General features: G+C 35.6%; 14 protein-coding genes. 6 read left to right on the top strand and 8 right to left on the bottom strand.

Annotation, left to right across the window (positions count from 1 at the left end; translation table 11 throughout):
- Positions 1 to 100: 100 nt before the first annotated feature.
- The 3 genes from B0A80_RS19560 to B0A80_RS19550 all read left to right on the top strand — a co-directional run bounded on the left by B0A80_RS19560 (position 101) and on the right by B0A80_RS19550 (position 4,095).
- Positions 101 to 2,449, top strand: coding sequence for a S9 family peptidase (locus tag B0A80_RS19560; protein WP_089078384.1), 2,349 nt, complete (start codon positions 101 to 103; stop codon positions 2,447 to 2,449).
- Between the two features lie 122 nt (positions 2,450 to 2,571).
- The gene (locus B0A80_RS19555) at positions 2,572 to 3,048 is read left to right on the top strand and encodes a GNAT family N-acetyltransferase (RefSeq protein ID WP_070905694.1); all 477 of its coding nucleotides are present in this window, start codon (positions 2,572 to 2,574) and stop codon (positions 3,046 to 3,048) included.
- Between the two features lie 93 nt (positions 3,049 to 3,141).
- Positions 3,142 to 4,095 carry a phosphoribosylaminoimidazolesuccinocarboxamide synthase gene (locus B0A80_RS19550; protein WP_089078383.1) on the top strand — a complete coding sequence of 318 codons (954 nt, stop codon included), beginning with the start codon at positions 3,142 to 3,144 and terminating at the stop codon, positions 4,093 to 4,095.
- Between the two features lie 84 nt (positions 4,096 to 4,179).
- Here the strand turns inward: B0A80_RS19550 and B0A80_RS19545 are convergent, their stop codons facing one another.
- Positions 4,180 to 4,719: an SRPBCC family protein gene (locus tag B0A80_RS19545; protein ID WP_070905696.1), complete on the bottom strand. Its 540-nt coding sequence runs from the start codon at positions 4,717 to 4,719 to the stop codon at positions 4,180 to 4,182.
- A 358-nt stretch (positions 4,720 to 5,077) separates the two neighbouring features.
- Here B0A80_RS19545 and B0A80_RS19540 point away from each other — a divergent pair, with 358 nt between their 5' ends.
- Positions 5,078 to 5,458: an ankyrin repeat domain-containing protein gene (locus tag B0A80_RS19540; protein WP_017496386.1), complete on the top strand. Its 381-nt coding sequence runs from the start codon at positions 5,078 to 5,080 to the stop codon at positions 5,456 to 5,458.
- A gap of 285 nt (positions 5,459 to 5,743) precedes the next feature.
- Here the strand turns inward: B0A80_RS19540 and B0A80_RS19535 are convergent, their stop codons facing one another.
- The 7 genes from B0A80_RS19535 to B0A80_RS19505 form a co-directional block, all read right to left on the bottom strand.
- Positions 5,744 to 8,842, bottom strand: a complete 3,099-nt coding sequence (locus B0A80_RS19535) for an efflux RND transporter permease subunit (protein WP_089078382.1) — start codon at positions 8,840 to 8,842, stop codon at positions 5,744 to 5,746.
- A gap of 76 nt (positions 8,843 to 8,918) precedes the next feature.
- Entirely contained in the window at positions 8,919 to 10,184 is a 1,266-nt protein-coding gene (locus B0A80_RS19530; RefSeq protein ID WP_089078381.1) for a carbohydrate porin, read from the bottom strand.
- Between the two features lie 4 nt (positions 10,185 to 10,188).
- Positions 10,189 to 11,274, bottom strand: a complete 1,086-nt coding sequence (locus tag B0A80_RS19525; protein WP_070905698.1) for an efflux RND transporter periplasmic adaptor subunit — start codon at positions 11,272 to 11,274, stop codon at positions 10,189 to 10,191.
- An 11-nt stretch (positions 11,275 to 11,285) separates the two neighbouring features.
- Positions 11,286 to 12,530: a TolC family protein gene (locus B0A80_RS19520; protein WP_089078380.1), complete on the bottom strand. Its 1,245-nt coding sequence runs from the start codon at positions 12,528 to 12,530 to the stop codon at positions 11,286 to 11,288.
- An 84-nt stretch (positions 12,531 to 12,614) separates the two neighbouring features.
- Positions 12,615 to 13,976 carry a sensor histidine kinase gene (locus tag B0A80_RS19515; protein ID WP_070905700.1) on the bottom strand — a complete coding sequence of 454 codons (1,362 nt, stop codon included), beginning with the start codon at positions 13,974 to 13,976 and terminating at the stop codon, positions 12,615 to 12,617.
- Positions 13,973 to 14,653 (bottom strand): response regulator transcription factor, encoded by a 681-nt coding sequence (locus B0A80_RS19510; RefSeq protein ID WP_017496380.1) that lies wholly within the window; start codon positions 14,651 to 14,653, stop codon positions 13,973 to 13,975. The genes B0A80_RS19515 and B0A80_RS19510 overlap by 4 nt, the downstream gene beginning before the upstream one ends.
- A gap of 163 nt (positions 14,654 to 14,816) precedes the next feature.
- Entirely contained in the window at positions 14,817 to 15,905 is a 1,089-nt protein-coding gene (locus B0A80_RS19505; protein ID WP_017496379.1) for a M42 family metallopeptidase, read from the bottom strand.
- Between the two features lie 81 nt (positions 15,906 to 15,986).
- Here B0A80_RS19505 and B0A80_RS19500 point away from each other — a divergent pair, with 81 nt between their 5' ends.
- Both B0A80_RS19500 and B0A80_RS19495 read left to right on the top strand, forming a co-directional pair.
- A complete protein-coding gene (locus B0A80_RS19500; protein WP_070905701.1) occupies positions 15,987 to 16,670 on the top strand; it encodes a DUF4294 domain-containing protein in 684 nt (227 codons plus the stop codon).
- 307 nt (positions 16,671 to 16,977) lie between these two features.
- Entirely contained in the window at positions 16,978 to 23,877 is a 6,900-nt protein-coding gene (locus B0A80_RS19495; RefSeq protein WP_089078379.1) for a S8 family serine peptidase, read from the top strand.
- Positions 23,878 to 24,423 lie beyond the last annotated feature (546 nt).

The raw sequence follows: 24,423 nt of genomic DNA, 5'->3' as shown, positions 1-24,423 counted from the left end.
ACTTTTTTTTATCTCTTTTATGGATTGGCTGCTTGAAGTTATAAAAACATTTTTTTAGTAAGTTTCAAAGTGTATTTTTGTTTTATCAAAAAACTATACCATGACAAAAAACATCTTTATTCTTGCCTTTTTTATGCTATCCATTTCGGGCAATAGCCAAACTCTGAAATTAGAAGAAATAATGAAAGGGGAAGGTTTTACTGGAAATCAACCGACTTACGGACGCTGGTCTTTAGACGGTAAAAAAGTATATTTCGAATGGAATCCAACCAATGATTTGGGTGCAAATACCTATTCCTGGCAAAAAGGAGCAGCAAAGCCAACTTTGGTAGAGCCAAAAGAAGCCGCCTTTTCTAAGCTGGATTTTAAAAGAAAACCAACTTCTGATGTAGTGTATTACAGCGACAAAGGAGGTTTGTATTCGTATTCCATCAGTACAAAAACAGTTAAGAAAATTATTCAGCAAAGCACTCCGGTTTCAAATGTTGAACTTGGTGCGGCTTCAGGGATTGTTTTCTTTGAACAGAACGATAACATTTTCAAGTACAATGCAAAAGAAGGAACCGTTTTGCAGTTAACAAACTTTAAAAAAGGAGTAAAAAAGGAGAAAACGCCTGATAAAGAGTCCTTTTTAAAGACACAGCAAAAAGAACTGTTTCAGTTTGTGAGAGATGCTGCGGCTAAAAAACAATGGAATCTTGCCAAAAGCAAAGCCGTTAAATCTGATTTTGCAAAAGAATATTTTTATGGAAAAGACAACTTTTACAATTTAAAAGCAGATCCAAACGGAAATTTTGCCACTTTTAGTTTGGCTGAAGAATCAGACAATAAAAAAGAAAAGATGGAGGTTTTTATAACAGATGACGGTTATAACCAAACTCCTGATACAAAACAAAAAGTTTCGATAGCCAATCTGGTAAAGACTAAATTGGGAATTTACTCTGTTGCCAAAGACACGGTTTATTACGTTAATTTTTCGACTTTAAGTCATATTCAGGACAATCCGAAGTATTATGAAACGTACGATAACTTAAAAAATAAAGCTAAGGAAGATCGTTTCATTACAGCTCAGGCTCCTCTGTATAACGAGAATGGTTCTGCAGCAATTGTAGAGATCAGAAGTCAGGACAACAAAGACAGATGGCTGGTGAATCTGAATCTTGAGAACGGGACATTTAAAGAAATCGAACATCAGCATGACGATGCGTGGATCGCAGGTCCTGGAATTCCATCCTATTCATTTGATTCCGGAGTTTTAGGTTTTTTAGCAGACAATGAAACTATTTATTTCCAATCTGAGGCGACTGGTTATTCACATTTGTACACGTATAATCTAAAATCAGGGAAAAAGACACAATTGACTACAGGAAATTGGGAAGTTCGTGATGTAGCCTTGTCTAACGATAAAAAAACATTTTATTTAACAACCAATACCACACATCCGGGGAATAGAAATTTCTATAAACTGCCTGCGGCAGGTGGTGCTTTAGAGCCTGTTTTAACCAAAGACGGAGCACATGAAGTAGTCGTTTCTCCTGACGAGAAATCACTTTTAGTACGTTATTCGTATAAAAATATTCCGTGGGATTTTTATATTGCTGACAATAAAAAGAATGCGAGTTTACAACAAATATCATCTTCAGTTTCTCCAAGTTTTAAAGAATACAAGTGGAGAGAACCTGAAGTAATCACTTTCAAAGCTCAGGATGGAACTCCTGTAAACGCCAGATTATACACTCCAAAAACGGAAAATGCCAACAAAGCGGCAATCATTTTTGTTCACGGAGCAGGTTATTTGCAAAATGCGCACAATTACTGGAGTAATTATCACAGAGAATATATGTTCCATAATTTATTGACTGATTTAGGGTATACTGTTTTGGACATAGATTATAGAGGAAGTGATGGTTACGGTCGTGATTTCAGAACCGGAATTTACCGTTTTATGGGAGGAAAAGATTTGTCTGATCATTTAGATGGGAAAAAATATTTGGTTGAAAAATATGGTATTGACGCCAACAGAGTGGGTATTTATGGAGGATCTTACGGTGGTTTTATTACTTTAATGGGAATGTTGACTGCTCCGGGTGAATTTGCCTCGGGAGCTGCCTTACGTTCTGTTACGGATTGGGCACATTACAATCACGGATATACCGGAAACATTTTAAATTTTCCTGAAACAGATCCGGAAGCCTTCAAAAAAAGTTCACCTATTTATTATGCCGATAATCTAAAAGGAAACTTAGTGATGTTACACGGAATGGTAGACGATAATGTTGAATACAAAGACATTGTTCGTTTGTCTCAACGTTTTATAGAACTTCAGAAAAAGAATTGGAGTCTGGCATCATTTCCTGTGGAGGCTCACGGATTTAAAGAGACCTATTCCTGGATTGACGAATACAGCAGGATTTTAAACTTGTTTAATGCTACTTTATTGAAAAAATAAAATATACGCTAGCAGCTGTAAAGTCCCCATTTATGTATCATGAAAGGGGACTTTGTATTTTAAAGCAGAATTGAAACGAATTATAGGATTAAAAGAGAATAGTAACTTCTAATAAAGATAAAGTGATTGATAAAGTAGAAATTAGTGATTACAAAGCTTTGATGTATGTTTGGGAATCTTCAGTGAAAGCTACACATGATTTTTTAAAGAATGAAGATTTTGAATTTTATAAAACAATAATCCCTGGTTTTTTTGACCATGTAACACTACATTGTATAAAGAATAGTACAAAGGAGATTGTTGGATTTATGGGCACGAATGATGAAAATCTGGAAATGCTGTTTGTTTCGGCAAATGAAATAGGAAAAGGTATTGGAAAAGAACTTTTACTGTATGCCATTCAAAATTTAAATGTAACAAAAGTTGATGTTAATAAAGATAATATACAAGCTTTGGAATTCTATCAGCATTTTGGTTTTGAAGTAAAATCGATGTCTGATGTAGACGGTTGCGGGAAACCATATCCTATTTTACATATGGAATTAACAAATGGGGAAAGGAATAACAGTAGCAGTTTACAAACCGGTAACTGCGACTGAGACCGTGACTAAAAAAAAGAATCTGAATAGGTTCTTTTTTTCTTTTAATTAGTTTTAAATTTGCATTCATAAAAAACAACACAACACTAGACAATGAGCAATACAATCACAACTACAAACTTCAGTTTTCCAAATCAGAAATCGGTTTATCGCGGAAAAGTAAGAGAGGTTTACAACATCAATGACGATCTTTTAGTAATGGTAGCAACCGACAGACTTTCGGCTTTTGATGTGGTTTTGCCAAAGGGGATTCCGTATAAAGGGCAAATTTTGAATCAGATTGCCACAAAGTTCATGGAGTTAACTCAGGATATTGTACCAAACTGGCTGATTGCAACTCCGGATCCAAATGTAGCTGTGGGACATTTATGTGAGCCTTTTAAAGTAGAAATGGTGATTCGCGGTTATGTTTCAGGACACGCTGCACGTGAATATGCAGCCGGAAAAAGACAAATTTGCGGAGTTACAATGGCAGAAGGGTTAAAAGAGAACGATAAATTTCCGGAGCCTATTATTACGCCTACTACAAAAGCCGATAATGGTTCTCATGATGAAGATATTTCACGCGAAGACATTTTGGCAAAAGGAATTGTTTCTGAAGAAGATTATCTTGTTTTAGAAAAATACACTCGTGCTTTGTTTCAAAGAGGGACTGAAATTGCGGCAAGCCGTGGTTTAATTTTGGTAGATACTAAATATGAATTCGGAAAAACAAAAGAAGGTGCGATCGTTTTAATTGACGAAATTCATACACCGGATTCTTCCCGTTACTTTTATGCGGATGGATATCAGGAAAGACAGGAAAAAGGAGAGGAGCAAAAACAATTGTCTAAAGAGTTTGTACGCCGCTGGTTGATCGAAAACGGTTTTCAGGGGCAGGAAGGACAGCAAATTCCGGATATGAGTGACGAATATATTCAATCTGTTTCTGAAAGATACATCGAATTGTATGAAAATATTCTGGGAGAAAAGTTCGTAAAAGCAGATATTGATAATATTGATCAACGTATCAATAAAAATGTATTAGAGTACCTTTCAGGAAAATAATAATTTTTATACCTACCATATTACTAAACCCGACAGATTTAAAAAACCTGTCGGGTTTGTTATATAAAAAGGATTCGATAAATTTTATTCTTCCATTTTGGCTTTTAAATTTTCCAGACCTTTCTGTAGGTCATTGCCAATCATTTGGTCCATTTTCATCATCGGAAGCATAATATTCATTGGATAAGGAATAACACCGCTGATTCCCCATTTTACTTTAGTCTGATTTCCCGGTGCAGTCTCCGTTGACATAAAACCTACAGCGGTATCGTCCATTGGTTTTTTGAAACGTAAAGCAAAGTCAATGCGTTTTCCTTCCGTAATTTTCGTGATTTCCTGTTCTCCTTCACCAACTTCTTTTACTGTGCTTTCCCAGGCAGATACTGATCCAACATCTCCATCGGTTCCTGTATAAGTAGATTTCATTTTGGGATCGAGATTGGCCCAAACACTAAATTCATTTTGATTTTTTAAAGATCTGACATATTTAAAGACACTGTCAACAGGTTTGTTAATGGTGATTTCTCTTTCTATGGCATAAGTTTTAGGCATAAAATTAGCTGCAATCAGTACGATAGCAACGATCAGGATTAAAACAATTAGAATTCTTTTTAAGATCTTCATAGTTTGTGGTTTTAGGTTGTTAGTTTTTTCTTTTCTGTAATTAAAAGTGTAACACCTTTGTTTGCAGAGTTTTTTGTTTCGTAAAGTTAAAAAAGTTACGGTTCGTATTTAATGCCATGAAAAAAAATAATAAGATTTTTTATATTTTTTTACTGTAAACTGTAACAAATCGAATCTTCAGGCGTCTATTAAGAAAGCTGACAATTAACATTCAAATTACTTTTTACAGCTTATATTAATTGAATGTTAAGAATTAGTTAAAACATGGTACTTTGTTATACATAATACATGGAAATAAATTACCTTTACAAAGAATTTAAAAATCATCATCAATCAATCAATTAAAAAATCAATCATTATGAAAAATTCAATCGTTTATTTAGGAGTAGCTTTAGTAGCATTTGCAAATGTTTCAATGGCATCAAATCACACAACAGTTGTGAAACCACAATTAGAGATCGTAAATAGTTTCTCAACACCATTAAATGTGGCAGTTAGTAAAGGAGATTTAGATTTCGTTAAAAAATTATTAGAATATGGAGCTGACGTTAACGAGATGTCAGAAGGTTTATCACCTTTAATGATCGCTGCACGTTATAACAAAGTGGATATTTTGAAAGTATTATTAGCAAAAGGAGCTGATGCTTCTGCCAGAAATGAGAAAGGTTTTACCGCTTTGAAATATGCAGAATTATCGAATGCGACAGATGCAATAGCCATTTTAAAAGGTTTAAAATAAGAGTTTAGAAGTTTAAATCTAGTTTTGAGTTAGTATATGAAACGACCTTCCTTGAGCAGAAGGTCGTTTTTCATTTTATAGGGGTGATGTCTTGTTTCTATTATTATTTCACAAAGCCACACAAAGCGCACACAGAGCATCACAGAGATTTAAAATGATCTTAATGAAAGGAGGAGCGTTTCTTTTCCTGAAATGATATAAAAAAAGCACCATTAAAAATAATGATGCTTTCTTCGCTAAAACTTAATCAAATTAATTTAACCAATTAATCTATCTTCAATGTTTTTATTCAATTGGAATATGTTTTTTACGGTTGAATACCCAGAAGATTATAGGGAATACCAAAAGGGTTAGAATCGTTGCCGTAATTAAACCTCCAATAATTACAATGGCTAACGGTTTTTGTGATTCAGAACCAATTCCGGTAGAAATGGCGGCCGGCATTAAACCTATCGAAGCCATCAATGCGGTCATCACAACAGCTCTTGTTCGGGCTTTTACTCCCATAAAAATAGATTCTTCGAGTGAGAATTTTGCTTTTAAATTATGATGAAATTCAGAGATCAGAATTACACCGTTTTGAATACAGATTCCCAGTAATGCGATAAAACCAACACCAGCAGAGATTCCAAAATTCATTCGGGTAAGATGCAGAGCAATGATTCCGCCAATAATGGCGAACGGAACATTAGCCAGAACCAAAAGCGAATCTTTAATATTTCCAAACAGAATGAATAAGAGCACAAATATCCCAATTAAACTGATCGGTACCACTTGTGCCAATCGGGCACTGGCACGAACCTGATTTTCAAATTCCCCTGTCCAGCCAACAGTATAGCCAGTTGGAAGTTTCAATTTAGCTACTTTTGCCTGTGCTTCGGCAATGGTACTTCCCAGATCTCGATCACGAACTGAGAATTTTACCCCAATAAAACGCTTGGTATTATCTCGATAAATAAAAGCAGGACCTGTGATAGTCTTTAAATCGGATATTTCTTTTAATGGAATCTTAATTCCGCTAATCGTTGGAACCTTAAGTTCGGCGATATCATTCTCATCTTTACGATACTCTTTTGAAAAACGTACTCTCACATCAAATTTTTTATCGTCTTCATACTTTTGAGTAGCTGTTTTTCCTCCAAATGCTAATTCTAAAACGGCCTGTGCATCACTCAGTGTTACACCGTAAGCAGCCATTTTATCTCGGTCCAAAACAACACTAATTTCAGGCTGTCCAACATTTCGAAGGATTCCGGCATCTTTAATACCCGGGATGTTTTTAATCTGTGCCAAGACTTCGTTTGATAGTTCATTCAGTTTGTCAAGATCATCTCCATAAATTTTTACGGCATTGGAGGCTTTAAAACCGGCAACAGATTCGGCTACGTTATCAATTACGGGTTGTGAGTAGTTGTACGTAATTCCCTGATGAACTTTTAATTTATCGTCCATTTCGTTAATTAGTTCGTCCATTGTTATTTTTCGCGTCCATTCTGATTTTGGCTTTAAATCCACCTGAAGCTGTATAAACCCGAAACCATTCGGATCTGTTCCGTCGTTACTTCTTCCGGTTTGCGACAAAACATTTTTAACTTCTGGAAAACTTTCCAAATCTTTTCGAATCATCGCTGCTGTTTTAACACTTTCAGGCAATGATGTACTCATCGGTAATTCAGCTGTTACCCATAAGGCACCTTCGTTTAACTGAGGCAAAAATTCGGTTCCTAAAAAGGTAGCTGAAAAGAAAACCGTTACTAAAAGCGCTATAGATCCTACAAGTGCTTTTACCTTGTGTTTGAAAGTCCACGCAAAACCTTTACTTACTATTCGATCCCAGAAATTAACAAACGGATTGTTTTTTTCCTTCACATTCTTATTCAATAAAATATGTGATAAAACAGGCACCAATGTTAGCGTAAATAGTAAGGCTCCCATTAAAGCAAAACCAAGGGTATATGCCAAAGGTGAGAACATTTTTCCTTCTACTTTCTGGAAAGAGAATATAGGAAGGAGGGCTGTGATAATAATTAACTTAGAAAAGAATATGGCTTTACCCATTTCTGCTCCGGTTTTTTTAATCAGACTTCCTTTTGCTATTTTATTGTAGGCCGTCATTCCCAGTTGATGTGCGCGATGATCTAAAACTACGAATAGTCCTTCGACCATTACTACAGCACCATCAATAATAATTCCGAAATCGACCGCACCTAAACTCAACAGGTTAGCGCTCATTCCCATCATTTTAAGACATAAGAAGGCAAATAATAAGGAAAGCGGAATAACAATCGAAACGGTGAAAGTGGTCCTCCAGTCGGCCATGAAGAGGAATACTACGCAGGTAACGAGAATGATTCCTTCAAATAAGTTGTGCATAACGGTTTCCGTCGTGAAGTTCATTAAATTATCACGATCGTAAAAGGTTACTAGTTTAATGTCTTTTGGAAGCACATTATCGTTCAGATCTTGTATTTTGGCCTTAATTAAAGCTAAAGTTTCTTGTGGATTTTCGCCTTTTCGCATGACGATGATACCTTCAACAACATCATCGTTCTTCGCTAAACCGGTTTGTCCGACTCTTGGCATCGCACTTTCATACACAGTGGCTAAATTCTTGACTAAAATTGGGTTTCCTTTGGCATCGTCAACAATAATATTTTCAAGATCCTGGATCGATTTTAAAAGACCAACTCCACGAACAACAAAGGCCTGACCATTTTTTTCAATGATATCACCACCAACATTCAGGTTGCCACCATTTACAGCATTATAAACCTGAAGTGGTGTAATGTTGTATTTGGCTAATTTTATCGGATCAACTCCAACTTCATAGGTTTTAGTTTGCCCTCCAAAAACGTTTAGATCGGCAACACCGGGAACAGAACGTAATTGTTTGTCTATTACCCAGTTTTGATAGGTTAACAATTCTCTACTGTCTCTACTGTCACTTTTTACAATATATCTGAAAATCTCACCTGTTGGTCCATAAGGCGGCTGAACATCCGGTTCTACATCGTCGGGAAGAGATACATTTTTTAGTAAGTTATTGACCTGAAGACGTGCAAAAGTATCATCGACTCCATCGTCAAAAATAATTTTGATCACTGACAGACCAAACATTGTAATACTGCGAACGCTGGTTTTCTTTTGTACCGAGTTCATTGAGATCTCGATAGGTGAGGTTACAAAACGTTCGACTTCTTCGGCACTTTTCCCATTCCATTGAGTAATGATAATAATTTGGGTATTGGTTACGTCCGGAAAAGCATCGATTGGCATATTCTTGAAAGAAATGAATCCTGCTACGGCCAATAATCCCACCCAGAAAAAAGTAAAGGCCTTATTTTTAAGGGAGAAAGCTATAATGTTTCTTATGAATTTGTTCATTTTAAAAAGTATTTTTAAGGATGAATTTTTATTTATGATGCTTTTTTCTGAAGCATTTTATATGATATATTTCCGCTTAGAATTCTGTATGAAACCGTAAGGCAAAAAATTGTACCGGACCTCTGTCTTTATTATAGGCAGGATTGATGGCAAACTGATAATCCGGCGAAAGCGTAATATGAGTATTGGGTACTAAGAACGAATAGAAAACTTCTGCAATTTGTTCTATACCGTAGTTTAATGTACCGTCACCGATCATGAAACCATCTCCGCCAAGTTTTTGATATTGTTTATGCGAATTGGATAATCCGTTGGCAACTATGGCAATACCGGCAAAATCCTTATTTCGGTTCCACATCTTTCCGTTCAAATGCATTCCTAACTGTGCCGATCGGTCAATTTCGGTAAAGGCCCAGGTTTCATTTTTACCGTCATTATAGCTCATTCGGGCAAACAATCCCCAAGTATCTCCGTGCGTATAATCCATGTTTAAACCAATGCCATATTTGGTGCGCCCATCTTGTCGGGTACTTTTTATGTCAGGCATTGTTATAAAATTTGAATTGGCTTCGTCATAATTTCCCATTCCGGCAACATTTCGAAAACCCAATAGTTTTAAGGTTGCCGTATCATTATTTTCAAAGACGAGCTGTTTTTCAATTTCAACGTTTATTGCGTTGGAATTTTTAAAACTGAATTCAACATTCGGTCCGTTGGCATAAGTAGGTAAAGCACTTATAGAAGCTCTTACCTGCCAGGAATCAAACTGATAATTAGCGTACAATCCATCTGTATATCCTCGAGTATTTGCGGCATAATCCCAAGCTCCATGTGTCATTAATGCCCAATTTAAGAACTGTGTTCTGGGATCGTGTGAATAGGAGTTATTGTCAAAATAATCGGATAACCCAAATTTTCCGAAAACCAGTTGTAATGAGTGGTTGTTTTTAAATTGGAACTTTTGTTCTAAAAGCATTCTTGCCACATAAACAACAGGTTTGGTATCTCCAATTCTAAAGGTTTCTCCGTTAGGAAAGCCTCCCAATCCTCTTGCCTGAGACAAACCTTGACCTCCTGACATTTCAGGGTTAAAGGTCAAGGTAGCTCCTTTCCATAGCGGAACATCAAGGTACAAGGTTGATGTTAAGGATAAAGCGCCTTCTTCTTTAGGAGACATACTATTGGTACCTGAATAATTAGCATGAAAAGCCGGATGGTATTGGTATATAGATGTCATTTGAAAACCCAGACTATATTTTCGAATCGAATCTGTTTCCTGTGAAAAAGATAGTGTTGAAATAAATAGTGTGGCAAAACTCAATATTTTTACAGATTTCTCCATGTATTTATTCGTTTAGAGCGCGATAAATAAATAACTGATTGTTAGTAATTACTTTTTCGTTGTCTTTTAAGCCTTTTGAAATGTAGGTTACGTCGCCAACGACTCTGTATACGTCTACTTGTCTGGTCTCAATGTTGTTGCGGTCTTTGAAAATCATGACAAAGTTTTTACTCTTATCAAAAACAATTGCTTTACTGGGTACGGCTATCATGGAGTCACTTTCGCTATACGATAGCTTAATATTTGCGTTCATATCAGGTTTTAACATGTACCCGGGATTCTCCAGTTTTATACGTGCCTGCATGGCTTTAGTTTCGGGATCAATTACATTAAAGATTTTATCTACTTTACCTTTGAAAACTTTATCAGGATAACTTAGCGTGGTAACATCAGCATCGATACCCAGTTTTACTTTATTGATATCAATTTCGTTGATGTTGGCTAACGCCCAAACTTCACTGATTTCGGCAATATCAAAGATGTTTTCGGAGCGGTCATTTCGCAATAACATGTCCTGATTAATGCTTTTTTGAATGATAAAGCCACTAATTGGGGCAGTTACTTCGTAAATAGACCCCGCTTTGATATTGTAAATTTTATAGGTTTCCTGAACTTTACTCAATTGCGATTGCGCTTTATTTACTTCTGATTTCGCCTGAAGTACATCACTTTCAGAGTTTAACTTTCCGTCAAATAATTCCTGAGCTACTTTCAGATGATTTTTAGCAACCAACAAATCATTTTTAGCATCAATAGATTGTTTTTCAAAATCAGCAATATCAGTACTTTTTATGGTGGCCAAAACCTGACCTTTACGGACATAATCTCCTAGTTCTACATTTACTTTGATTACGTTTCCGCCTACGAGAGGATAAACATCAATCATTTTGTTATTATCAGCCGTAATTTTTCCGTAAAAGCTCAATACATTTTTTACCGGTTGTGTTTTCGCTTCTGCTGTAGTAGTCGTTTTTAGCATCGATTCGCTTAAAGCAAAAGAAGTATTAGTGCTTGGGTTTTCAACTTCTTTTTTGCAGCTTAGGACTGATAAACTTACGAGAACAATTCCTATTAGTAGTTTATATTTCATTTTGTTTAATTTTAGAATAAGTCTTTGTTGATGGTACTATTTAGTTCTTCACCCGAAAGGATAACTTTTTTCTTGAGTTCATTTACCTGAACAGAAGCCTGATTGTAACTTTCCATAAAATCGGTAAATTCTAATAAACTGATATTTCGTTTCTGGAAATTGGTTAAGATTCCTTTATAAACTGCTTCAAAATCTGAATTAACAGTAGGTTTTATGATCACATAGTTTTTACGGGATTCTTCCCATTTGTTCCATGCAGTTGTAATTTCGGTTTGCAATTGAAGGTCAAAATTTTGCTTTTCAATTTTTGACTGCTCGAGAATCGTTTTTGCATACTTAATATTTCCTTTGTTTTTGTTCCAAAGTGGCAGTGGAATTCCAAGTGTCAGATTAGCTTCTCTGTTAAAGGCACCACTGCGCTGATCATAGGTAGCACCAACGGTGATATCAGGGACGGATAGTGCTTTTTGCCATTTTACATTGATTTCGTTTGCTTCAATATCCTTTTGTTTGGCTAAATAGTCCGGGCGATTTGCAATGGCTTCATCCTGAAATGTTTTAAGATCAAAAGGGATGGTTTTGGTATACTTATTAAATTCTTCCTTAGTAACTTCCGGAACAACATTTTCGGTAGAGTTTAGTAATAGTTTTAAGTTGCCCTGTTCTTCAATATTTTCATTGACAACCCCCATACGCTCATTTTTGAAGTTTAAATAAAGCGATTGCAGACGAACAAGATCTCGTAAAGGAATATTACCTTTTTCGACCTGTATAGAGTAGGAGCTTATCAAATCTTCGATATGCGCTAGCTGGTTGTCAGTAGTTTCGAGACTTTTTTTGTTGTAGTACACAGTGTAAAAGCTCTTTCTCAACTGAAGTTTTAAAGTTCGCAGTAAATCATTGAACTGTAAATCAGCCAATTGTTCATTGGTTTGTGCCAGTTTTATTTCATTGCGTTTTTTTCCGCCTAAATAAATTAATTGCTCGATACCAAATGCTTTTTGCCCTTGTTTGCCAATATCAAAATACTGATTTCTTTCGGGGTTGTAAGCATTCAGCTCCGCTGTTAATGACGGGTTATCCCAAATTCGAGCCTGAATAGTTAATGCTTTTGACGCATCAATATTATATTGTGATGCCAACAAAAAGAGGTTGTTTTTAAGGAATTGGCTTTCACAGTCCTGAAGGCTGACCGTTTTTTGAGCCAAAACTACCGGACCGATAAGTACAAGTAGGAATGCACAGAGTTTTCTCATTGTATCAAATTTAATTTATACAAATATGCTATCACGGGACTTTAAGAGACCTTAAAATCTACCTTAAAAATAACTTAAAATAAATTACAAATGAAAAAATAACTGAAATAAATTCGTGTTAATATCTGGAACACTGTAGGTTATAGATGCATTGTGAAGTGTGAGAATGCGATGAACAATTCTTAGTCCAAGACCAAAGCCAGTAGTGCCTTTCGAGTTTTTACCACGCATAAAAGGCTGAAAAAGATTTTTTTGTTCTTCTTCGTTTAAGGTTTGTCCTGTGTTTGAAATGGAGATGACTAAGTGATCATCCTGCGTACTTATAATTACTTTGGCTTGTTTGTTATCTGAATAAACACAGGCATTTTTCAGGATATTGCTTATGGCAATTTCCAATAAGTTCTTATTACCATTTATTTCTAAAGCGGTATCCAGATTGTTGCTTTCTTCTATTTCAAATAAAATTAGAAATTCCGGATAACTTTTGTTCAGATTTTCAATAGCCGAAAACAAAATTTCATCCATACGATGAACTTCTTTGTTTTCGTTTTTCTTATTGTCTATTTTAGAAAGGATCAATAGCGAATTAATTAATTCAGTCAATTGATTGATGTCTGACAATATTGTTTTTAGAAAGCTTTTTCCTTTGTCAGATGTTGCTGGATCAGCAATTGTATTTTCAATCTGTGAGGTAATTCTGGATAGGGGAGTTCTCAACTCATGTGAGGCATTGGCCGTAAATTCTTTTTGTTTTTGATAGGAAACTTCAATTCGATCCATCATGAAATTAAATTCATTGGCGATCAGATCAATTTCATTTTTGTTGTTTTTTGAAGCAACACGAGTATCGAGATTATTCTCGTTGATATTTTTTATTTTTTGGTGAAAAATATTTAACGGGCTCATGGCTTTTTTAACCATAAAAGAGGTTAGAACCCAACAGATACAAGTAAAAAAGATATAGGAAATAATAAGCGTATACCTTAGGAAAAGTAATTTTCGTTTACCATAATCGTCGGTGGCAGATATCAGAGCATAAAAATCCCTGTCTTTTGTATCATAAAAAACACCATATACTTCGTAATCACCCTGCTGTTTAAAGAATGTTTTATGTTTTCTAAGGTATTTCAGATCTTCAATTGACCAATTAATCTTGGCATCGTCAATACTACTGTAGATGAGTTTGAAGTTAGAATCAAAGACCAGTGTTTTCTCATCATACAGTTGGTTAATGGAATTCTGATCAATAACTTTTAAAAGTTGATCGTCAACTTCTTTAACGTTAACGAGAAGTTTAATGTTTGAAAGAGCTTTAATTTCCAATCGATCACGAAATTCCTCTTTTCTGAAATTAGAGTATAAAACAAATATCAATGTAGAAGCCAATCCGAAAAGGATTGTAAATAATAAACTTACTAAAAGTGATATTCGGTTTTTTAAAGTCATTCCTGATCGCTTAAATAATATCCGTAACCCACTTTGGTACGAATAAGTTTAACAGTATGGTCCTTGTCGATTTTCTTTCTTAAAAAATTAATATAAACTTCAATGGTATTCTGATTGGTTTCGATGTGATAATCCCAAAGTTTTTCAGCAATAAATTGTTTCGATAAGACTTTACCTTTGGCATGGGCCAGGATTAAAATGAGCTTGAATTCTTTAGGAGTAAGTTTGATTTCTTCGTTTGATCGAAATACTTTCATATCGCTTTCCAGAATTTCCAGATCTGCAATCGTTATTTTAGTTTCTACCTGTTGTGGAATTTCTTTTCGACGTAGTAGAGAAGTACTTCTGGCATACAGTTCCTTAAAATGAAAGGGTTTAACCAGATAATCGTCGGCACCATTATCAAAAGAAGCCAATTTATCCTCAATTTCACTAAAAGCAGTGAGCATAATAATCGGAGTCTTTTTATCGACTTCCCGAATACCTTTACACACTTCAATTCCGTTACTTCCGGGAACATTAATATCCAGAATAATTAAATCATATTCATAGGGGAAATACTTCTTCAATAGTAATGAACCATCATAATAAGAAAAACACTCGAATCCATTTGAAGTAAAGAATGCAGAGATTTCTTTCGATAAGGTAAAATCGTCTTCGAGCAGGAGTATTTTCATAGTGTTCTGTTTGCGTTATGAGATGTAAGATGTGAGTTGTGGGCAATGTGTCAAGGGGGATTAGTCCATTTCTTTTTACATTTTACAACTCACATCTTACTTTATTTTTTTATTAACCAAGGAACTAGGTACTTAGAGCTAATTACTAAGAACTAATCACCACTTAGTTAAAATAAGAAAAAGTTTCGTTGTTCTCAATTTTCAGTAAGGATTCATAAATCAATTGAATCACATTTTCAACGTCCTCTCTTTGTACCATTTCTACGGTAGTATGCATATAACGCAGAGGCAAGGAAATTAATGCTGAAGCCACACCGCCATTACTGTAAGCAAAAGCATCGGTATCTGTTCCGGTAGCGCGCGATGTTGCATGACGCTGAAACGGAATTTTTTTCTCTTCGGCAGTATCAACAATAAGATCACGCAGTTTATTTTGAACGGCCGGGGCATATGCAATTACGGGCCCTTTCCCCATTTTTAAATCTCCTTCTACTTTTTTATCAATCATAGGAGTGGTAGTATCATGGCAAACATCGGTTACGATAGCCACATTAGGTTTAATGGTCTGAGCAATCATTTCGGCTCCGCGTAGACCAATCTCTTCCTGAACAGAATTTACGATATACAAACCAAAAGGTAGTGTTTTATTATTTTCTTTTAATAAACGAGCTACTTCGGCAATCATAAAGCCACCCATTCTGTTATCGATCGCACGGCATACAAATTTATTTTCGTTCAAAATCATAAATTCATCCGGATACGTAATCACACATCCTACGTGAACACCCAATGCCTCAACCTGCTCTTTGGTTTCACAACCTAAATCGATAAATATGTTACTAATTTTTGGAGTTTCTTCCTTGTCACGTAAACGGGTATGAATGGCTGGCCATCCGAAAACGCCTTTTACAATTCCTTTTTTAGTATGAATGTGAACTCTCTTTGAAGGTGCAATCAGATGATCGGAACCACCATTTCTGATTACGTATAATAAACCGTCATCGGTGATATAATTAACATACCATGAAATTTCATCGGCATGACCTTCAATAACTACCTTGAATGGAGCATCGGGGTTAATAACTCCCACAGCCGTTCCGTAAGTATCCGTAATAAAAGTGTCTACGTAAGGTTTTAGATAATTCATCCAAAGTTTTTGCCCTTCGCTTTCGTAGCCCGTAGGGGAGGCATTATTGAGATAGCTTTCCAGGAAAGCAATTGAGGTATCATTTAAGATTGATTTTGTGCTCATAAAAATATTTTTTTGCTAATTTATAAATTTGGTATCAGAGTTGTATATAAATATATAATTTTACATTTAAATTATGACTCGATGAGATTTACTGCCCCTATTTTATTTTTTATATTGATTTCGTTAACAAGTCAGGCTCAGGTGAAACCGAAAGAGAATGAGCAAATGGGTTACATATTAACGGAACAGGATTCTATTTTGAATGACACGATTGAACTGCCCGAAATTATTATTTCGAAAGAAAAGCTGGATCCCGAAGCACAAAAACAATTTGCGATTCTTCAAAACCGTGTTTACAAAGTATACCCGTATGCAAGACTTGCAGCTGATCGATTAACAGCGTTGAATAACGGAATGGCGCGCTTGAAAACCAACCGCGAAAAGAAAAAATACTTTAAGATTGTAGAAGATTATCTCAATAACGAATTTGAAGCAAGGCTTAAAAAACTTTCCCGTAAACAAGGACAGATTTTAGTCAAGCTTGTTCACAGGCAGACCGGAATAACGACCTATGAATTAATCAAAACCTTAAAAAGTGGTTTTAAAGCTTTTGTATCCAATACAACGGCAAGTCTATTCGACATTAGTCTGAAAATGGAATACAAGCCATTTGAATCCAATGAGGATTATTTAATTGAAACGATTCTGGTCAGGGCATTTGATTCCGGAAAACTCGTGAATCAAAAAGCAGCAAATCCTGTAAATTATGATGATTTGATGAATCATTGGGAAACAAAAGCAAAAGAGACTAAAGCCGAAAAATAGCACTATTTTATTTAAAGCATAATTGATAAAGACCTATAGATAATTCTGTAGGTTTTTTTTTATTGTTTTAAGTTTTGGATTACAAGGTTAACTTAGGTTTAAGAGAATATACTTACTTATTTTTGCTAACTGAGATTTCTCTCTGATAGCCCGTAAAATCAGTATTTTTTGTTATATATTTTGTAGTTAAACGATGTTTACTTTGTTTTTTTAACAAATTAACTGGGAATATAATTTGTTAATTATAGTTTAATTTGTAGGTTTACGATCTTAACAACCACTAAGTTAACCAAAAACCAATTTATTTATGAGATTAAAACTACTTACACTATTGGTGTTATTAGTGGCCATTCCCATTTGGTCGCAGAAGACATCAGAAAGTGATTTTGTAATTTCTTTAAATGGAAACAAAATCACAACTACTTCAAATTTTAAACAGCAGTTTAAAGACAAAAAAAGCACAGCTAAGCAGAGCCTGAAAACAGAGTATACTTTGCTGCAGTTTACAAAAATTCCTTCTGTGGAAGAACAACAAAAGTTGAAAACACAAGGAATAACTTTACTTAGTTATTTATCGAATAACGCTTATTATGTAGAAATTGCTCCTGAGTTTTATAACAAAAGCAGTGTTTCTGATAACATAAGAGCAGTGATTGCAGTCGATCCGAAATATAAATTGGATCCTATGATTGTGGATAACGCTATCCCGGATTATGCTGCAGCAGGTGGTAACGGAATTAAAGTTGTTGTGAGCTATTTTAAAGGCGTTGATCGTAAGCGTGTTGAGCAGGACTTAGCAGGCTTGTTTTTAAAAAACAGTAATAACGATACAGCGTTTAATGAAATTTATATCCAGGCCTCCAAAGAAAAATTAGAAGAGGTAGCGAAATTCAATTGGGTACAAAACATTGAGTTGGTTGCTCCACCTGTAGAAAGCGATAATAAGCCGGGTGTAACTTCGCATAAAGCAAATGTTTTGGGATCTACTATTCCTGGTCTTGGTTATGGATTAACCGGTAAAGGGGTGAAAATTGGTGTTTGGGATGGTAACCTTGAACCTCACAAAGATCACACTGGTAGAGTTATCAATAGAGAATACGAATCAAATTCTTCACATGGAGATCACGTTTCAGGTACTATTGGCGGTGCTGGTTTATTGGATCCTAAGGCAAGAGGTATGGCTCCGGAAGTACAAATGTACGGTTGGAATTTTAATACTCAGTCTAACGGTTTAAGCGTTCAGCAAGAAAGAGTGAAAGCCGCGAATGAAGATGGTATTGAATTAACATCAAATTCGTATGGAGTAAATTTAACTTCAGGTTATAATACCAGAAGATACGATACCGGAGATCGTGGTGACGATAATGTTACTGTAACATTTCCTTATCTTTTGAATATTTATTCGAATGGAAATGCACAAACAGCATACCCTAGCGGATTTAACACATCAACAAAAAATTCAAAAAATGCACTACACGTAGCGGCAAATAATCCTGATGATTTAATCAGTTCTTATAGTAGTTTTGGACCAACTATCGATGGACGTTTGGTTCCTCAAATTGCTGCTGTAGGTACAAATGTGTATTCATTAGATTATAGTAATTCGTACCAGATCATGAGTGGTACCTCGATGGCTACTCCTGGAACTACAGGTACAGTTGCTTTATTGTATGAAAGATACAAGAATATTTACGGGACAAAACCATTAGCATCTTTAATGAAGGCCTTAGTGACAGGAACTTCTAAAGACGCTGGAAATCCTGGTCCTGACTATAAATATGGTTTCGGAAATCTAAATGGTCTTAGAGCTGTTAGAGCTTTAGATAACAAAACATTTTATTCTAACACAGTAGCTAACGGTCAAAGCTATGAGAAAGAAATTGTTGTACCGGCAGGATTAGTGACTTTAAAAGTGTTACTTGCTTACACAGATTTGCAGGGAACACCAGGAGCCTCTTCTGTTTTGGTGAACGATCTGGATGTGAAAATTGTAAAAGACGGTGTAACCACTTTGCCTTGGGTTTTAAATGCTACAACACCAAATGCTAATGCGGTACGCGGAGTGGACAATTTAAATAATATTGAACAAATCACTTTGGATAACCCTGCTGCAGGAACTTATAAAATTATCGTTAGCGGTACTAGAGTGCCTATTGGTACACAAGAATTTTCTGTGGTGTATGATTTAGTTGCTCCTGAATTAGTTTTAACTTATCCTATTGGAGGAGAGAAATTTAACACAGATACTACAGAGTATATTCGTTGGGATTATGAAGGAGAAGCAAAACCTTTTACAATCGAATATTCTGTTGATGGAGGGATTAACTATCAGGTCATAGCAAAAGATGTTCCTTCTGCTGCGAGAAATTTTGCTTGGAAAGTTCCTGCTGGAATTGTAGCTAATGCAAAAATAAGAGTAATTGCAGGTTCAAAAGTAGATACTTCAAGAGAGGTGTTTAATATTATTACAGAGCCTAAAAATTTAGTGATAGCGCCATCAGCATGTGGTGTTTCGTCTTATAAAATGGATTGGGATCCAATTCCGGGAGCAAAGTATGAAGTGCTAAAAATGAATGGATACAAGTTTGATGTTGTCGCAACAGTAACTGATCCTACTTATACTTTTGCAGTATCAGTTGGAGAAGATAACTGGTTTTCAGTAAGATCCATTGATATCGCAACAGGAATTGTTTCCGAAAGAGTAAGAGCCGTAAACGTTGAGCCGGTTTCTAAAGCTGTAGTTAGTGCTGCGACTCTTCCTTTTACAGAGAATTTTAATTCCAGAAAAGCTGCAAATTATGTATTTTCTAAAGGAACAACAGGTTTAGTAAAGTATGAGTATATTAATGCAGATTTTGTAGACGGAGCAAAAATGGCCGGATCAGGTGATGTATCAGCTTCTCCTTGGGCAGCAAGTACATCGGCAAATGCTTTTGCTAACAACTCTAATTTTGTTAAGAAAGTTTCATTTTGTGATATCGACGCTACAAGTCTGACAGGTAAAACAATTGGACTTAAATTTAATTTAATCTGGACTACAGTTGGTGCTTCACCACTACCAAACAAAAACTTCTTTAGACTTGTTGTAAATGGTAATCCAGTGAATAGTTACGAAAACATTGGTGTTTACGGTGGAACAGCTACGTCTGGTAATACAGAGTTATTATACGATTTATCGGCTTATGCGGGAACTATCTTTAGCGTAGCTTTTGAATCGGTTATGGATAACGATGTGCAAGTAATAGCGAATGATAACGTTTACAATTCTGTTTTTATTGATAATGTTTCCATTTTTGAGGCAACTGCGACGGATGTTGAATTAACTTCATTAACTCCAAATGCAGGAATTACAGCCAGTGAAACTGTAAAAGTAAAAGTATTCAATCACTCTCCTGTTGCGGTAAGCAATGTGCCAGTTTCTTATAAAATTGATAGTGGAGCAGAAGTGATTGAAACTATTCCGGGACCAATTAATCCTTTTACCGAAGCATCTTATGATTTTGTGCAAAAAGCAGATTTTTCAACACCAAAACTTTATAAAGTAGTTGGAAATGTAAATTATACAGGTGATACAGTTGTGGATAATAATACGTTAGTGGGAAGTGTTCGTAACACAGGAACTGATGTTTTAATGGGCGGAGCTACTCCGGTATCTACTTGTGCAGCGACATTTACAGATAGTGGTTCGCGTTATGCAAATTATGGAGATAATCTTTCGCAAACTATTACTTTTAAACCTGCAACAGCTGGAAATAGTATTAAGGTAACTTTTTCTGCTTTTAATGTTGAGCAGGATTATGACTACTTATATGTGTACAACGGAACAACTACATCTGCTCCTTTATTAGGTACCTTTACAGGAAATACCTTACCTCCTTCATTAACGTCAACAGCTGCAGGAGGAGAGTTGACTTTTAGATTTACTTCAGACAGTAATACAAATGAATTAGGATGGATTGCTGATATAGAATGTGTAGTGAAACCAACAGTAACAGATGTATCTGTAGTTTCAATCACTACACCTGAAGTTTTAGGGAAAAAGACTAATGCACACAATGTGACTATTAGAGTTAGTAATTTAGGAACGACTGCTTTGACCAATCATCCGGTATTTTATCAGGTAAACGGAGGAGCAAAAGTTACAGAAACTGTTCCAAGTATAGGAGCTAATACTACTGTAAATTTCACTTTTGCAACTAAAGCAGATCTATCAGTTGTAGATGCTACTTATACTATCAAGGCGGGAGCTGATTTGCCGGATGCAAATGCAGCTAACGATGCAGTCGAAAAAGTAGTGTACAATAAAAACGAATTACCGGTTCACACCAATACAAATGGATATGCAATTTCACGCTTCAAATGGAATGATGTGGTTAATAATTCTGGAACTACAGCGTATTCAGATTTTAAAAACATAAAAATTCCGGTTTATGCTGGCTTTACTTATCAGCCAGAAGCAACAATTACAAAAACCGAAACACCAATAACCAGAGACTTGTCAGCAACTGCAACGGGAGTTTTCACAATGGTTGTTATTGACTTGAATGGAGATGGTAATCTGACAGATGAATTTTATGCAGGGAATTTTTGGGTAAACACTACTCCAACTTCTGCGGCACCTGCTATACCATCAACAACAAGTACACATTATTTTAGACATAATGCTACATTAGCAGGAGGATTTACTATTCCGGCTAACACGACTTCTGGCGAGAAATTAATGCGTGTTCTGCATATGTTCCGTTCACCTTCAGAATATTTCAATGTGAATCTTGGGCCAACTTTTGATGGATTAACAAGTTCAAGAAGTGATTTTGAAGTAGAGGAGTACACTATTAACGTACTACCTTTTACAGCTGCCGATGCTAGTATTGATGCAATTTCAGCACCAATTAAACCAGGTAATGCTCCTGTGACAGTTTCAGCTGTAATTCGTAATTATTCAACAGTAGCTATTAATAATTTCCCGGTTGCTTACAAGATTAATGGAGGAGCTGAAGTAGTTCAAAATCAGACAACTTCAATTCCGGCAGGAGGAACAGCTCCTATTGCATTTACTACTAAAGCAGATTTAGGAGCACCTGGTGATTATACAATTCAGGTTTACACTAAACTGTCAGGGGATACCGATCCTTTAAATGATGCTAAGTCAATAAGTCTTTCGCATGCTGCAAATCATCCTGTAAATGTGACTGGAACTTTTGATGGAGTAAATGACTTTATCAAAATAGACGCTACACCGGCATTGAATCTTACTAGTAATTATACTTATGAGCTTTGGGTAAATCAAAAACAACCTACAACTTTTGCAAGACTTTTAGATAAGAGTACAGCGTTAGTGTTTATTCATACTAATAATAGTTTGAGTTTGTATAAGGAAAATAGTTTAGTTATTTCTATTACTACTGCTACGGGATCATACGTAATTAATACAGGAGTAAATACCATTAAACAAAATACATGGCATCACATCGCTTATACGGTAAGTCCGGCTTTCGTGTATACAGTTTATATTGATGGAGTTTCGGTTCCTTATACCAGTACAGGTACTGCTGGGGCAGCAAGCTCAAATGCTAGCGCACCTGCTTATGTAGGTAATAATACAGGACTAGCTCGTGGTTTAAATGGTAATATTGATGAAGTTCGTATTTGGTCAGGAGTTCGTAATCAGGCAACAATTGCTGCAAATTCAACGACGAAATACATCGGAAATGAACCAGGATTATTAGCGTATTACAGTTTTTCAGAAGGTGACAAACCGTTCGTTTTTGATAGTACGATAAATGACAACACTGCTGTTGTAACCAATGCTGATACTAATGGTTTAGGCGATGGTAAATTCTGGAATGTACCAGTTCTATTGCAAAAGATAGATTTTGTAAATCAATTATCAACAAGTTATGATGCACCTACCAAAACGTTTACTGTAATATTAAACAATGGGTCAGATATTACAAATGCAATTGCCAACTATACTTTAGGAATGAAAAGTATTGCAAAAATTGGTGGTGTAACACAAGTGAACGGAGTGACGCCAAACGATTATACCAATCCAATTACTTTAACAGTAGAAGGCGTTGGTTTTAATACCGGAATTACCGAAACTTATACTGTGAAAGTAGTTACTGGTTTAAGTAATGAAAGTAAATTACTTTCTTATGATTTTAAAACAGTTTCGAATCCAGGTTTACCACAGGAAATTTACACAGATATTGTTGGAAATAACGCTACTAAAACAGTACCGTTCGGTTATAATGTTTCAAGCCTAGTTGCAGATTTTGCTGTTTCGCCAGGTGCCGAGCTTTATGTTGACGGTGTAAAACAGCTTAATTCTAAAGTAACTGCTTCAGATTACCGCAATAGTTTCTTAGTAACAGTTGTTTCAGAGAATAAGCAATCACAAACTAACTATACGGTAGATATTAATGCAAAAAATACGAAAGCTGGTATCTTGTCTTATTCAGTAGCTAATCAGGTAGGAACAAGTGTTATTGATCCTGTAGCTAAAACGGTAAAAGTTCAGGTAAACAATAATGCTAATTTAAGCGCTTTAGTACCTAATGTTCAGGTTTCTGATTTTGCTACATTACGTATCGGGACTTATATTCAGACTAGTGGAGTGACAACATTAAATTATACCGGACCGGTATCTTATAATGTATTGGCACAAAGCGGAAATATTGAGTATTGGACGTTGACAATTGAATCGGCTAAACCTACAATTACACTTTTAGGTAATGCAGTCATTTCAATTGATAAAGGTTGTGTGTACACAGATCCAGGTTATACAGCTGTAGATAATACAAATGCAGATATTACTTCTTCGGTTATCGTTTCAGGTACTGTTGATGTAAATACTCCGGGACAATATGTAATAACATATACGGTAAAAGATGCATTACAAAATCAAGCTACAGTAACACGTACAGTAAATGTATCAAGTACAACATGTACATTGGGGCTACCAACTAATGCTATTGAAGGTTTTGTATTATATCCAAATCCGGTTACCGAAGGTAAGGTTCACATACAATCAGCTTCAAGTAGTCCTAAAAACATTGTGATATCTGATATGACAGGAAAGAAAATACTTTCTGTTCAAACAGAAAAAACAGAATTGAATGTTTTAGGCTTGCCAAGCGGTGTGTATTTAATAAGAGTAGAACAGGATGGGAATACATCTATAGAAAAATTAATCATTAGATAATTTCGCAGACTAGTTCTAGGTAATTAGCAATTTACAACCCGACAGGTTTTCAAAACCTGTCGGGTTTGTTTTTTACTACCTATATAAGGGGTGATTCTGTCGGGCTGAGCGAAAATGCAAGAAAAGCAGTTTCTGTCCGGCTGAGCGAAGTCGAAGCCATCAGGTTTGTAATTTGAGATTCTATACTATATATAAGAGTAGTTTTTTTGTCCAGCTGAGCGAAGTCGAAGCTTTATCCCGCTATCCGCTTCAATCTTTTGCTTTTTAAAGGAAAAATCAAAAGGATTTCCACTACTATCGGGGCTAGGGTATGGGGTTTCAAAGGAAATAAGACAAGAAAAACAAAAACTTTGCGCCTTTGCGACTTTGCGAGATTAAAAAGAAACCAGTAAAAACAGGGCTTTGTATCTAAGAGTTTCATTTGAGTAAAGAAAAATCTTTCAAATTTGAAAACAGTTTATTCTGTAAAAGAGGTGTTATCAGAGTGTTAGGAGAAAGTTTCGAAAAAGATTAAAAATAAGTTTGCAAAAAGCTTGTAAAAGCGGA

It is taken from the genome of Flavobacterium tructae, from assembly GCF_002217475.1.
GTDB lineage: Bacteria > Bacteroidota > Bacteroidia > Flavobacteriales > Flavobacteriaceae > Flavobacterium > Flavobacterium tructae.
The sequence above is the reverse complement of the archived record's forward strand: the minus strand, read 5'-3'. Positions and strand labels throughout refer to the sequence as shown.

Bases quoted from the DNA above. Each gene is read 5' to 3' on its own strand.
- B0A80_RS19560 (WP_089078384.1), top strand. From the start codon at position 101: ATGACAAAAAACATCTTTATTCTTGCCTTTTTTATGCTATCCATTTCG.
- B0A80_RS19550 (WP_089078383.1), top strand. From the start codon at position 3,142: ATGAGCAATACAATCACAACTACAAACTTCAGTTTTCCAAATCAGAAA.
- B0A80_RS19545 (WP_070905696.1), bottom strand. From the start codon at position 4,719: ATGAAGATCTTAAAAAGAATTCTAATTGTTTTAATCCTGATCGTTGCT.
- B0A80_RS19540 (WP_017496386.1), top strand. From the start codon at position 5,078: ATGAAAAATTCAATCGTTTATTTAGGAGTAGCTTTAGTAGCATTTGCA.
- B0A80_RS19535 (WP_089078382.1), bottom strand. From the start codon at position 8,842: ATGAACAAATTCATAAGAAACATTATAGCTTTCTCCCTTAAAAATAAG.
- B0A80_RS19530 (WP_089078381.1), bottom strand. From the start codon at position 10,184: ATGGAGAAATCTGTAAAAATATTGAGTTTTGCCACACTATTTATTTCA.
- B0A80_RS19525 (WP_070905698.1), bottom strand. From the start codon at position 11,274: ATGAAATATAAACTACTAATAGGAATTGTTCTCGTAAGTTTATCAGTC.
- B0A80_RS19520 (WP_089078380.1), bottom strand. From the start codon at position 12,530: ATGAGAAAACTCTGTGCATTCCTACTTGTACTTATCGGTCCGGTAGTT.
- B0A80_RS19515 (WP_070905700.1), bottom strand. From the start codon at position 13,976: ATGACTTTAAAAAACCGAATATCACTTTTAGTAAGTTTATTATTTACA.
- B0A80_RS19510 (WP_017496380.1), bottom strand. From the start codon at position 14,653: ATGAAAATACTCCTGCTCGAAGACGATTTTACCTTATCGAAAGAAATC.
- B0A80_RS19505 (WP_017496379.1), bottom strand. From the start codon at position 15,905: ATGAGCACAAAATCAATCTTAAATGATACCTCAATTGCTTTCCTGGAA.
- B0A80_RS19500 (WP_070905701.1), top strand. From the start codon at position 15,987: ATGAGATTTACTGCCCCTATTTTATTTTTTATATTGATTTCGTTAACA.
- B0A80_RS19495 (WP_089078379.1), top strand. From the start codon at position 16,978: ATGAGATTAAAACTACTTACACTATTGGTGTTATTAGTGGCCATTCCC.